A 14,371-nucleotide genomic window follows, 5' to 3' on the forward strand; every position below is an offset into this window, starting at 1 on the left:
GCTCTCATAACTGAGTAAACAGTAAATATTTGCACAGTTGTGTGAATAGTGCCTAGCCCATGTGACTGCATTTCGGCACTAACATCTGATGTCGATTTCGAATCGAAGGTAAATGGTGTAACAGGAACAGGGAGCCGCTCACATGATTGCAAGAGATGCTCGCCATTCACGGGATTTTAGACATTGAAATACGTGTAATCGAAAGGATGCAGATTTAAGACATAAAAAAGCCCCTTTCGGGGCTTTAATGTTAAGCAAAATTGGTTCTCTACAAATCTAATTCGCTCAGTTCGACAATGCCATCGATACTACGAGCATCAAGCGCTGAAATTATGTAGATAAGTCGAACAGGCTGCGCATCACCTGCAAACCTCAACGCTAATTTATTCCTCGAGGCCCGTTCTGCCTCTTCAATCACGACATATGTACTGTTAGCGATCACCAATTTCAGCCGGTTTCCTTCGTGTTGAATGACAACTTGGTCACGATCAAAGTCAGATAAGTCAATAAACGAAGCATGGCTGTTATCGTTGATAAACACTTGTTTGTACCGACCAATAGCATCATTTATGTCGTAACCATTACTGCGGCCCGATGTCGAAAGAACAATAGCATCTGCCCCTTCAAGTTTGACCACTTCAATCAGCTCACCACGAGTAGGCTCCGAAATGAGTGACCAAGCATCGCCAGTTCTAAACACATCTTGGTAGCTTCCTAGCGAGATACTACCTTGTTGATCATCGGATTGAATCAGCTCATTGGTTTCTGGTACGAAGAACAGTTCACGCACTACAGGGCCTTCCACCGAGCCAATCCAAATCGCTTGTCCTGATTTGCCAAGACGAATCTCTTTGCCCGTTTCGACCACAAGCCAGCGATCACTGTTTTTGCCTAAGTGAATCACGGCCCCCGTTTCAAAACGTTCTGATAAAGTGTTAAGCATCCCCTCGTTCTCTATCAGCCAATGTTCACTGACTTCGACGAGCTTTGGCGGTTCATTCGCCGTCAACTCAAACACCAATCCGCTCTCTGTTTCTGCTCGATAACCATCACGACTCACATAAACATCAGTCAAAGCCTCGCCAATCAAGTCAGACTCAACGGGCTCAGTCAGTTGTCCGTCGGCAATGAATCGGAAGTCCGGTGTAAAGTTATACATTTGTTCTAAAGAGAAAGAAGGCTGAGCATATAACTTGCCTGTCATTGACTCAAACAACCAAACAGATTGGTCGTCTTTCTTACCAACCAGTTTTAGTTGCTTATCGCTCCATTGGTTTGGTATTAAAACAAACTGCTCACTTGACGGCAGATACCAGGCTTTTAGAGCTTTACCATCAAAATCTGACAATCCAAAAATCATAAGCTGATGTTTGGCGCCGTTAAATTTGGTCACCAACGTATCTTGCCAGTTGTACTGATACTGCTCCATCCATTGCTGGTTAATTGCGATCAGGCTTTTCGTACCTTCAGGCGTTAACACATGAATTTCGCCATTGTCACTCGCGATATAGACATGCTCGTGGGCAGTAACCTTGTCACCTTCTTTTAGAGTAACGTTTTTAATTCGTCCCTCTTTTTGAAGGTAAATAGATTGTTCTTTCTCACTATAGAAATACGCGACATCCTCATCGACAAGCAGCAGCTTTAGCTCTTCCATAGCAGGCAACGTACTCACGACTGTTGCCTTTTCTTTACCAACAATGCTCCATACTGGCGTTTCACCTTCAACGGCAACTTCAACGGTATCAGCCAGTTGTGTTGACATTTTCTCGTAAGCCGAAAGATCAAATGGTGCAAATTCGCTCGAGCTCATGGAATCCGAGATTAAGCGTCTGTGATCCGAATCGACTGGCGCAACAAGAGCTTGGTACAACCGCTCATTGCCATGAATGTCTGTCAGCATTAACCCGCCTTCCGTTAAACGGTACAGGTATTTAATTTGCGACTGATCAGGCATATGATACGTGGCAGCAACATGAACAACGTTCGCCTCCGTCCAAGCATTGAAGCTGACAGAGATAGAAGGCCTAGACGGCTGGAATAACGTGTAAAAGCCCGTCATCTCGCCAGTGGCAATATCAACTTTCCATAATAAGCCATACTGCTGATTAAACAGCCAAGCTTCATCACTGGTTGCCGTTAGCAATTGCGCTTGCTGCGAGAGTTCAACAGAAACATCGCGGCTCACTATCACACGATCATTATTAATGTCGTAATAAGCGGTGCCAAGAGGTTCTCCGGCTTCTTCATAATTATTGATAACAACATAATCACCTAGAAGCTGATGCTTTTCAGCTAACGTTTCAAGGTGCTCAATCACATGAGAGCTGCTCTCTTCTTTTTGAGCGTCTGTTGCGATCAACGACAGTGTTAAGTCTTCCACTTGCCAGATTTCACCTTGGTCTGTAAACACTTCGACAACTGACTCGCTCAACGAGGAGATATCAAGGGTGACGGTGCCAATTTTCAACACACCATTCGTCACTTCAGGTGTGGCTCCCTTAATAGCTCTTGCGTCAACTACCCACTTGATCGATGCTGCAGAGTCTTCTGAAAGCACGAACTTCGCGTGCGGCTGTACAATCAATTCTTGTTTACCCGATTCAGCACTCAGATGGTAAGTCAGCTTTCTCAAGCCAAGCTCTTTAATCTCTGGCGTGACAACAACACGCTCCATAGCTCCCAGCTTTACGGATACCGTGTGCGGAACGAACTGCTCTCGCATAGTGCGTATGACATATTCCGATGGGAAAACGTAAAAGTCGAAGTCGAAATCAAGATGCGTTTCAAGCGATCTTAATATACTAAATCCTTGGTCGTTCCTAGTGGTCGAGCCTGGTAGGATTTCATAGTCATAATCGATGTACGACTTGCCTGTTGCGGGAAGCACTAATGTGGAGCTGTGGGCATCGATACCAGAGTACGAGCCATAACCTAGGCGCTCTCTTAGCGGTAAAGCCTTAGACTTGTCTCTCAATGCTTTTGGTAGATCGCCCGCCCAAAAGAAGTAGTTCAACCAACCGGACCCGGTTTTACCGTGCTTAGAAGAGTAAAGGGCTTGGCTACCAAGCTCTATTTGCCCGTTTGATAAATCAATTTGGTTAATGACCGCGCCAGGAATTGGCAGCAAAACGTTCTTCTCCGCATCATAACGGTATCCACCTTCACGGTAAGCATTGTCGACTTGATAGAAGTAGTGCCCTACTTGTTGCGCATCCATCGCAATATCACCAAACGCTTCAGCTAATGCAGTAAAGCCCACCGCTAAACCACCGACGATGGCTCCAGCTTCTCCCAGTACTAAAGCAGTCGTAGAAGCTCCCGCAATACCAGCGCCCAAAGCGGCCCCGCCGATAGCAGTGCCGACCGCATTGAAACCAAGCTGAGTCCCGAAGATTGCTTGTTGTTGAGCATTTTGCGCATGGGCCAATTCATAAGCGCTCAAACTGACATTCACAGCCCCAAATACCAATCCAACGCCCTGATTCGCAATACCTGATAGGCTGTTTACTGTAGCGTTAACAAGCTCAGCATCGGTAGCAGCGGCAACTTTAAATAAATTCACCATGTGCTGAGCATCCATCAGAAGGCCGTGGGAGATTTGTCCTGCCATGACGTAGCTGTGAACCTCAAGCGCTTTCTGTAAGGCACTGCTTTTCTCGCCCGAGATTTGGCTTCTTTTTTCGTTTTGAAACCAAGTGATAACCGACTGAACCGCAAAACCTGCATTCAAACCATCGAATCCTTGCACGTCTTCAAATTCAAAGGTTGGAACACGTTGGCCAGTACGAAGATCAAAGCGAGCCTTAACGTTGGCATATTGCTCATGGAGATACTCACTCACTTGGACCAACTCTCGCCCTTGAATTTGTACCCTTTGTTCCATTGCCCCATCTGGTGAAACAAAAGTGATAGCGGAATATCCGGGAGATGACTCCTCGATGCTCCCTATCACTGGTAACCACTCTTCTGGCAATCGATACTGAGTTCTCGCACGTTCTACAGCGTTAGATAATAGGCTGGCATGCTCATAAGCTTTAACTTTGGTTAGATTCATTCTCAGAGCGAGATCCTGTTGTACTCTGCTCTCTGAGTTTTCTAAAACGATAATAGACTCATCATCGTCAATCGTCATGATCGATGCATCATCATCAATAGTGACAATGGAATCCTCGTCGCTCACAGTAACGATAGAATCTCCATCTCCCACCGGGCTAAGCGGCTCTGAAGAAGAGAGGTCGAAAACCTGCTGACCGGGTAAAATTTCTACTAGAGACATTTTGGATGTATCAATCGCTAACACATTGAATTCAGGGTTTGCCTTGGTCCCCATTGATAGATAGTACTCCGCCATCTCATGCATCACGAAATGTGCTTCTAACGCTTTTTTGAGAGATTTCAACGAAGAGAATTCAACAACAGCAAAGTTAGGATCGTAAAAGTAAAAGCGCTTCTGTCCCATATCATTGATCGCAGCAACACCAACTGAATGTGTACTCGTATTGACCGCCAGTGAGACCTGTCCTTGCTCAGAAAGCCCACGGTTTACGGCCGCTATAATGCCCGCAATATCGAGTTGGCCGATCATTTGGCTGCTTTCTCTCGCTTCATAATTCGAGTGCAGGTTTCTTAGTGCATCTAATAAGAAATGGCTTTCCGCATCATGTGGGTTTGCTGCACCGATAAACAGCTTGTCAGAAAAGTTTCGGATAGACTCTGTACCCCTAGACATCGCAACAGACATCGCACGCACCAGAGGGTAACAACGACCACTACCATCCCCCATCAGCGTCAGCACAAACCCTTGAGGTAGGCTCGCGACGACTCGGCCACCTAAACGAGACATTTCTCGATTAAACTTTGCAGTAAAATCTAAGTTCTTCGTGATGTTCTCTTTGGTAATCTGATTACTGATTCGTCTGATTAGCGCTCCTTGCTGCCGAGCATCGAGATCATTAGACCCCAATAGCAACAGTTGCTTTTGCGTCAGAGTCATTGACTCGTCGTAATCAGGAAGCCAGATCGCTTCAAAATTATTGTACCCGTCTTCGTAAGCGGCTTTTTTACTGCCTGATAGATCTTTTATTGCTCTCTCTTTTACCAAGAAACGTTGGTGTATTTGGCCCTTATCAAAATTGCCAGTCCTTAGGCTGTTGTCTGTAACAATGAGCTGCCCTAGGCCATTTTCTGACTTTTGTTGTACGTTTAGCCACATCTGATCGACCTGCTCAGACAAGGTAATCAGTGATTGAGCGTTGTTGTCTAGCTCCAACAAGCTGGCACGCAGTAACGATAGCTTCTTCATCGATTGTGCGTTATTTGAGTTACCTGGTAGTTTTAACTTGGCGAGCTCAGTAATTCTTTGTCTAGCAAGCGATTTTCTCTGCGCTGAGATCTTCTTATTCAGTTGAGTTCTCAGCTCATTCCACCGCTTTAAGCTTGAGTGCGTTTCTAACACTTTCGCTTCCATTGGGTCATAAGGTAGGTCTTCAATCTGAGCGGTAGACAAACCAAACCTTTTTGCCAGCTCAAGCACCTCTTTCTGCAAGCTTGTACGATTTTGCTCAAACAGTTGCGTTAAATTTTCACCGACAGTCATAAAAGGCACCGCCGTTGTGGAGCCCGTACGACGCACCTCTAAATCACTAAAACTATTGAATGACTGCTTCTGTACGACGCTTTGCCAACCTTTTTCATTAAAAACAAAGAAGGTGACATCGAGCCCTTTATCAAACTTGGTCACATCTCCAACGCGATACCCTGAACTTAAATCTCGCAATGCAACAACATCATCGTATAAAGCGTAGGCGTGCGGACGCTTGTCGAAGTAAATACGATAATGATCAGCGTCTTGATCGACCACCACAATCGTTCCTCCATTGTTGGAGGCCGCCACTAAAACCTGGCCGACTCTGGCAGACTTCGCGACATCGACAAACGAAGGCATATTGTCTATCAAAGGCTCGCCAATCACTCTTAACTTGTTACTGCGCGATAGTTCATTACTCTCAAAACCTAATTGGAATCCATCTGTGCCGGACTGCATCATTGGTCTCCCTTTGTGCGCTGAGTACTCGCCGATAAGTGGCGTAACGTCTAACGTATGCGCTTTGAGGAAACGTTGCGGATCGCGTATAAAATCTGAAGCCGCACTCGTTGAGTCCATTTGCTCAGATTTATAATCAAAAGCAGGATCAAGCAGAGGAATGCGCGCAGGATCATAACCATGAGCACTGAGTGCCTCAGGTAACAAGATTGCTAAGCTCTCACCGCCAAATAGGTTTTCAAGAATCGCATCGGTCGCAACAACCGATCTTGCACCACCGTGGCTAGAAAAAGCGAAACGAGAACTTTCTGAATAGTTTCGGCCCTTAGCGAGTGAAACCATTCCCAATGGAGTGTGTTCAACCCAAGCTTGTTCCGGGATACGCTGCGCTAAAAAGTCGATGACTCGTTGAGCATTATTGATGTCCGCACCTTCAAGATACAACACAGCTTGGTCCGTCAATGAGCCAAAATATGCCGGCCCCATAATTTTCGCCTGCCTGACAACATCTGCGACTTCACCAGAGTACAAATGGCCGAAAGCGCTGATCACTTGCGGTAAGTACTCTTTGGTAAAATTAAGGGTAATTCGAGAAGTAAAAAGAGACCGAGATTCTGGCTCAGAATAAAACGTTTCTGGAATAAAACGGGCAGAAGTCGCGCTGCTGATAAAGCTTAACTTGGAAACCTCTGAAATTGGGCGATCGCTAAACCCCTGAACGTTGATCGTTAGATCGGAAGAAGACGCATCGAGATGGTGCAACATTTGATAGACAATCTCACTCTCCTCCACATTCAGAGGCACCAAGACTGGAGGTTTCGTTGAAGAGTAAGCATCATAAAAGTCTTGATGTACGTTCGACTTCAACAATATGTATTGCTGGCGAGCTTTAACCGTCCAATGCCCTTCTTTACTCAACGTTGATTTGATATCCGATACCAACCGTCTGTTTGCTGGACTGTTTAAGATTGAATCTCGCGTCCTACGCATAGCGCTTAGGAAGGCGTTAAAACCAACTTGATACTGCCTTTCTTCAAAAGTCGAGGACGAATAAACTGAGTTTGATATATGGATATCTATCCCTTCTTCACTAGATAGCGAGTAAGGGCTAATGAAAGCCGAAGCCAATGCTGTCGTTAATAGTTTTTTTCTCATAATAATTAATTTTATAAAATGCAACTGAGTTTATATAACTAACAGACTATTTACGGCTATTCAATAAATTTAAGAAATATTCAAATATATTAGAAGTTTCAAATTAACAACGGCGCGCCAAGTAGTGATAGATAAAGTAAACATAAGAAAGAATATGAAGTATCGTGACAATTTAATTAGTAAAGCGGCAATACCAGTAATTGCCGCCTATATTTTTATTTAGATAGCATATCGTTAATGCTTTCAGGCATTTCAATAAGCCATTGGTTACCAAGTCTTTGAAGGATAATCACTTCATTAACCGTGATGAGCCGCCCTAACACCCAATCCTTTCTTTGAACATTAATATACTTCTTGTCGTCGAGTTCAAATTCATTGATGATGCGCAGGGATTCAAAGTTGAGGGTGTTTTTCCCACTCACCTTTTTCACTAGGCTCAAAAGTTTATTCATAAACTCATCATTAGACATTAACGCAATATCGAAAAGAGAGGCATCCTCACCAAAAGAGGTATTTTTCAGTGTGATAATATTTTCGTTGTTACTCTCAAGGCCATCGATAATGAGCGATTTAAGTTTCTCTATACCATTTGGATGATAAAAGCTGGCAGATTGGTCGAAACCCACTTTGCTTATAAAATCAAAATAGTGCTGAACAAACAGCGTAGAATTTGTTGGTAATTCGAGCTCTCCATCAACCACCACTCTTACGTCTTCTAGGAAAGAGAACTTTGTGCTGTACGGTGTAAAAGCAATTGCACCGTCGTCTAGCCAGTTTTTGTACACCCACGTTGATTCATCAAAGCAGTGTTCAGAGATACTTTCTAAAGGCGCTCTATCCCCTATTGTTGTGTTATGAATCTTCTCTCCCCGGCTATCCGTTTTGTAGGTGTATAACAAGACACCAGATTGACCATAGCCTTCACTTTTATCGATCTCACTAAATCTATTTTGAATACAAACTCTGTTGATATGGCTTAATGACATAGGAAGCTCAGCAATAGACTCAGCGCGCTGCTCTAGATAGCCTTCGGAGAAATCATAAAAATCAAAAACAGGTGCTTGATATAAATTTGGCTGTTCTAAAACGGTAGGCAGCCCTGTTTTTACTGAGGGAATGATAGAGAACGTCTGGCTACAAACTGGGGATGATAAAATTAATGCTGCTAGGATACTGTATTTATTCATTTAATTCTCCTTTTAAGGGAAGGTGGATTATCTTTTTTATCGCTCACCTTTCAAGGAATAAATCCTAAAATAGAATTGAATATATATAGTTGTGATTGCGCTCAAGAATAAGGATAGTATTAAAATATAAAACAATTTAAAGATAGAAAAGACTATAACTAATAAAATAAATAGCTAACTTATGAGTAAACTCAGGTTCAACACTGGTATTATACCCTGATTAAAAACAAGGAAATAATACCGGATATTGATATAAAAACATTTAGAAGAGACGACTGGCAATTCACATCTATTAAGTCATAGACACTCTGCAACTACCTTATTTCTCCCTGTCAGCTTCGCTTTGTATAGGCATTTATCTACTTTATCTAAAAAGTAACGAATATCCACATTAGCTTCTGATTGCTGGCTATACACACCAATAGAGCTCGTCAAAAAGTGTCTCTGCTCGTGACGGTCACACTGAATTGAAAGCGTAGCAATGGACTCTCTAACTTTCTCTGCACGTCTCACGCAGCGGTGATGCTCTGATCCTACAAGCACAATCAAAAACTCTTCCCCGCCCATACGAAAAGCGATTTCGTCAACACCATTGAATTGCGAAGATAATAACGCCCCAACCTTGGTTATGGCCTCATCGCCCTTTAGGTGGCCAAGCTCATCATTAAGTTGCTTGAAATAGTCTAAATCAATAGAAACAAAGCTGACCGTTTGATTGCCTGCTTGTGCTTTGGAGAGGATATCTGGCGTCATGATGTTAAAATATCGGCGATTATACAGACCCGATAGTTCATCAGTAATAGCAAGTTCTTGAAGCTTCTTATTGAGACATCGCAACTCTTTTTCTGCCACAAAACGACGATGCTTTTCTCTTACCAATTCAATCGATTGAGTCGAGACTTCAAAATACATTTTGAGAACCGTATCAGCAACTAAGCCGTTAATACCCTGTAAGGTATCCACAGCATTCACTTTGGCCATCTCTAAAGAATCGCTCGATTCCAACGCTTTCACTGCAACGCTCATTTTCTTGTCGTCACCGATGATATGGAATACAAGCCAACGAATTAAGAATTGCAGGATATGTTCAATCGATTCTTGCCAGTTAAGGTCTTTGGACTCAGATTGAATTTTAATGACTTCATCAACAAAAGAGGCATGACTCTTTTTATGTTCTTCATTCCAAACATCATCAGAAAAGTGTTCATTCCATACACTTTCTTCATATGAGAAATGGTATTGTGCATAGTCTTTTAATTCACCAAACACGCCATCTACCTCGATTTGGTCATCATAAATCAACGTATTGGCTAATTTGTTCACCAATAAAAATAGATGGTAATGTTGTTCATCAATTTTTGTCATCCCTGTCTCAAAATTGTGATTCCAAGGGAAGATGATCAGTTCGTTATCGGACATCGCTGGGTATATATTAATACTATTTCTTTACTGGATAGTACCCCATGTTATTTTAACTTGATAGCCCTACTATATAATTTGACAGAAAGAGAAAATAAACTTGTTATAGTTATTAAATTAATGAATTTCTTGTTAAAAAATAGCACCAACAAAGTGGTGCTATTTTTTAATTATTTGGTTAGCTTTCTCTAAATAATTACTTTAATTCAATCCACGCTTTGCGCTGAGCTTTGTCCATGTACGACCAAGCCATAAAACGACTGACTTTTTGCCCTTGGCTCATTTCCACTATTCGGATCGCTTTTACACCCAATTTTTCAAGCTGTTTGCGCATCGGGCGTACATTGTCTTTCTTTGAGATTAACGTGGTAAACCAAAGCACTTGTGCACTGCATGCTTGGCTTTCGTTCGCCATCTTGCGGATGAACGCAGCTTCACCACCTTCACACCATAGCTCAGCATTTTGCCCACCAAAGTTAAGCGCGGGTTTATTGGCTTTTACTTGAGCTGTTTTCGCTTGATTAGCTTGAACCTTCACGCCTTTCTTACGCTGATTTGCCTTTAAATTATCCAGCTTACGCTGACTACCCATCGCGGCTTCTTCAGCAGAGCGGTGGAACGGCGGGTTACAAGTTGTAATATCGTAGCGATCGTTTGGCTGGATAATACCGCGGTAAATATTGGACTCACTGGTTTGTTGTACAAGCTCTACCTTACTGTTTAATGAGGCGTTACGCTCTACAATTGTTCGGGCTGATTCAATCGATTTCGGATCAACATCGCTACCCGTGTAATGCCAGCCGTATTGAGTCACACCGACGATTGGGTAAATACAGTTTGCCCCAACACCCACATCAAGCGCTCGCACTTTATGGTGTACGTATTTGCCTTTTACTTCACCATCAAGCAACTCTGCTACGCGATGAACGTAATCCGCACGCCCAGGAATTGGCGGACATAAGTAAGTATCAGGAATATCCCAGTATTCAATATCATAATGCGCCGCCAGCAGTGCTTTGTTGAGCATCTTGACGGCTTTTGGATCGGAGAAGTTGATTGAGTCTTCCCCTTTCGGATTCTTTATCACAAATGATTTGAGCTGAGGCTCTGCTGTGATTAGCTTTTTGAAATCGTAGCGACCTCGATGTGCATTACGTTCATGTAATCCACTTTTAGCAATTTTGATCACTTCCACATCGCTGCTTTTGTTCGCGGCGTTAGTTTTCAGACCTGTGCTTTTTGCAGCTTTTGCTGTCGGTTTATTTTTCACACGCTTTGGTTTGATCTTGGTTGCATCTTTGCCCGGCTTAGACTTGGCCGTTTTTGGCTGAGCTTGTTTCGCGTTGTGATTATTGGTCTTCATTCGAATTCGCTTTTAAATCGAGGTAAATCATAAACAGACGAGCATCAAATTCAAGTTGGTGATACTCAGGTTCCATATAACAGCACAGTTGGTAAAAGGCTTTGTCGTGGTTTTTCTCACGCGTGTGTGCCAGCTCATGTACCACCAGCATGCGCAGTAACGCTTCAGGTGCATCTTTAAACACGTTCGCAATGCGAATCTCATTTTTCGATTTGAGCTTGCCACCATGGTTACGGCTGATCACGCTATGCAAACCAAGTGCATTGTTGACCACGTGAATTTTCTTATCGTAGACCACTTTGCTAATTGGCGCGGCTTTCTTCATGTAGCGGTTTTTGATCGCTATTGCGTATTCGTAGAGTGCCTTTTCGCTTTTTATTTGGTGTCTATCTGGGTAGCGTTTTTCGAACCAAGACACCAGTTTACCACTGTCGATGAGTGAACTTACTTGCTCGACAATGTTCTGCGGATAACCTTGAATGTATCGAAGTGACGGATGCATGCGTATTAAGTCTGCTATGACAAAAGAAAGGCGCTAAATATACCTGAGATAAGGAAGATATTCATCTTAGGTTTTTCTATTAACGTAGACTTTCAACTTATGGCTATCATCCCCCCCCCCTCTCAAGCGACTCATAGTCGTCTCCATGGATATGGCTATTGTGCATATGGCTTTTTCACGAGTAAACGCTTTGTTACATGGACTTTCTTATTCGTGTCAATGACGCACAGTGGGCAGAACGCTGTAACGAAGATTTCATGCGTTATTTTAGTTCGAACGAAACAGCCTAGCTCTGCTTTTTCTAGACAACGAGAATTACAACATTTTATTGCTTGTTGGTTTTGTACCGTTTCCCAATACTCTAACCAAGTTTGGTAGGCACTGGGCAATTCTATTGACTCATCTCTTATACGCTCTACGTCTGGCATATATCCTCCATAAGATGGGGTAGTCATTGTTCATTTCTGCTTGAAAAAAGCGACAAAAATACAGAGGGAGTGATTTCTCACTCCCTCTTGGACAGGTCATTACATCAATGATAACCATCGATTCGATATTTCGACCTTATTAGTATTTAAAACTCGCCTTCGTTAGAAACTACCAAAGTAAAATCTGCTTCATATTCAAGTAGATTCTCGACCACTGTAGGGTCAGTGAGTACATAAACTTTCTCTTCAAAGTTCCATTCTAGAATACCATCAGTCTTTGAATTGTCAGGCCAAGTGAAGTTAGCTTTGTATCTCAGAGAACCTGATATTGGTTCTGCTTTTTTATTGCCAAAGAAAAATTTCTGCTCTTCAATTGGCTTACCATCGATACCTTCAATATAGATATATTGCATAGGGCCATTTAAGTGGTTTGCTCCTGACAGTACCCAGTAGCGCCCCATGATATTTCGACTGTAGCCGATGTAATGAACACGCTCACCCTGAACAACGTTCTCTGATTTTTCAGTAAATACTACTAACGATACTGAGTGTGGTTCAGTGACGGTAAGTAAAGCATGATCTTCTACGGTGTAGCCATCAGATAGTAATCGTGCAGTAATAAATACATCCCCTACGTCAACACCTGTTGCAAGGCCTTTTTCACCCGCACTATTGGATACAGTCGCAATCGTCGGATCATCACTGCTCCAGTAAAGATTATCCGCAGTGGTAACATCAATGCGTGTACCATCTGACATAACTACTTCGGCTTTAAATTGCTTTGTCATTCCAGAAGGAATTTGCGGTGTATCTAAGCTCTCTTGTGGTTTAGGCGTCACATCTAAATGCACCATTACCGCTTCTGTGACAAGCAGTTTCGCAGTGTCCGTGATTTCCTCACCGTTAGCTTCAACAAAGGCCGTAATAGTTACCTCACCCATTGCCACGCCAGTCGCGGTACCCTTATCAACTTCAGAGTTCGAGATGGTTGCAATTTTAGAGTCACTACTACTCCAACTAATCGCACTGTCATTCGTCACATCGATAACTTCTCCACTCGACAATGTTGCAAATGCCTTAAATGGTTTAGCCAGACCTGCTGGCACAGTTTCAGTTTCGGGTGTGACTTCTAAAGAAGTAATAACAGCCCGAATAACTTGTAGGCTAGCACTCGCATTCACGAACTCACCGTTAACTTGTCCAGAAACAGCGATTGTTGTCCATCCGGTATCTACACCAGTCACGAGGCCTTTTGAACCGACTTCATTTGAAACTGTTGCAACATCAGGTTCGCGGCTTGACCAATCAATCGATTTCTCATTAGTCACGTCAAGTTTTGTACCGTCAGACATGGTAACAATCGCAGAAAACTGCTCAGTCAGGCCAACTGACACACTTTGTATTTTTGGCGTGATTTCCAAAGAAACTGCAATTGCCTCAGTCACATTTAGGATGGCGCTATCACTAAAGCGCTCGCCATCAACATCAATGTAAGCTGTGATAGTTGAAGTACCGACTGCCTTTGCTTTTACTTGGCCTTTGTTCTCCTCATCGTTTGAGATGGTCGCAACATAAAAATCGCTACTATCCCAACTTGTCGAACTATCCTGAGTGACATCGATAGCCTGACCGTTAGAAAAGTTTGCCGTTGCTGTATAAGAACGGGTCAAGCCTACTGGAGTTGAAGCGTCTTTTGGTGTCACTGTAATTGATGTCACCACTGCTTCTGTCACTTCGACAATAACCGTATCTTCATACTTTTTACCATTAAATGTACCAATGGCTGTAATTTCGACGATACCCGTTATATCACCAGTGGAAACCAAACCATTTTGGTCAACCGTCGCCACAGACTCATCAGAACTGCGCCATTCAACGTCATCACTAATGGTTACATCTGTTACCTTACCTTTTTTGGATACTTTTTCTGCTTTTAACTGAAGTTGAAAACCAAGGGGTACACTATTTTCTTTTGGTGTAACGACCAGTTCCTTAACTCCGTGATTACATGCACTCAGTCCTACTACTGCCAGCAATGTAAGTATTGTAGACTTTATTGAGGTGCTGATTTTCATAAATTTACTCCTATATCTGCTGAGCAAACAAGAGTCTATCGATATAGAAAACCACTCGATACAGCACGTATGTTTTTATATTTACATAGATGCTTACCTTATTGATTTTACGATGCAAATACATTTAAAAATCACACAAAGATCAACAATAACAAATAGATAAAAAGACAACCAACTCACAAAGGCTCTTTTAAAT

6 protein-coding genes are annotated in these 14,371 nt (G+C 42.8%); all 6 read right to left on the reverse strand.

Features of this window, described 5'->3' with window-relative positions:
- Positions 1 to 268: 268 nt before the first annotated feature.
- Positions 269 to 7,036 carry a TcdA/TcdB pore-forming domain-containing protein gene (locus tag KHO06_RS10295; RefSeq protein WP_212582470.1) on the reverse strand — a complete coding sequence of 2,256 codons (6,768 nt, stop codon included), beginning with the start codon at positions 7,034 to 7,036 and terminating at the stop codon, positions 269 to 271.
- 380 nt (positions 7,037 to 7,416) lie between these two features.
- Complete coding sequence (locus KHO06_RS10300; protein ID WP_077261534.1) at positions 7,417 to 8,388, reverse strand: hypothetical protein; 972 nt, start codon at positions 8,386 to 8,388, stop codon at positions 7,417 to 7,419.
- Between the two features lie 297 nt (positions 8,389 to 8,685).
- Positions 8,686 to 9,807, reverse strand: coding sequence for a diguanylate cyclase (locus KHO06_RS10305; protein ID WP_212581509.1), 1,122 nt, complete (start codon positions 9,805 to 9,807; stop codon positions 8,686 to 8,688).
- Between the two features lie 196 nt (positions 9,808 to 10,003).
- On the reverse strand, positions 10,004 to 11,170 hold the full coding sequence (rlmF, locus tag KHO06_RS10310; protein ID WP_212581510.1) for a 23S rRNA (adenine(1618)-N(6))-methyltransferase RlmF: 1,167 nt from the start codon (positions 11,168 to 11,170) through the stop codon (positions 10,004 to 10,006).
- Positions 11,157 to 11,672 carry a M48 family metallopeptidase gene (locus KHO06_RS10315; RefSeq protein ID WP_212581511.1) on the reverse strand — a complete coding sequence of 172 codons (516 nt, stop codon included), beginning with the start codon at positions 11,670 to 11,672 and terminating at the stop codon, positions 11,157 to 11,159. Before KHO06_RS10315 ends, rlmF begins: the two co-directional genes overlap by 14 nt.
- 574 nt (positions 11,673 to 12,246) lie before the next feature.
- On the reverse strand, positions 12,247 to 14,175 hold the full coding sequence (locus tag KHO06_RS10320; RefSeq protein WP_005427837.1) for an Ig-like domain-containing protein: 1,929 nt from the start codon (positions 14,173 to 14,175) through the stop codon (positions 12,247 to 12,249).
- Positions 14,176 to 14,371: the final 196 nt, after the last annotated feature.

This window comes from Vibrio sp. B1FIG11 (assembly GCF_905175335.1).
GTDB lineage: Bacteria > Pseudomonadota > Gammaproteobacteria > Enterobacterales > Vibrionaceae > Vibrio > Vibrio campbellii.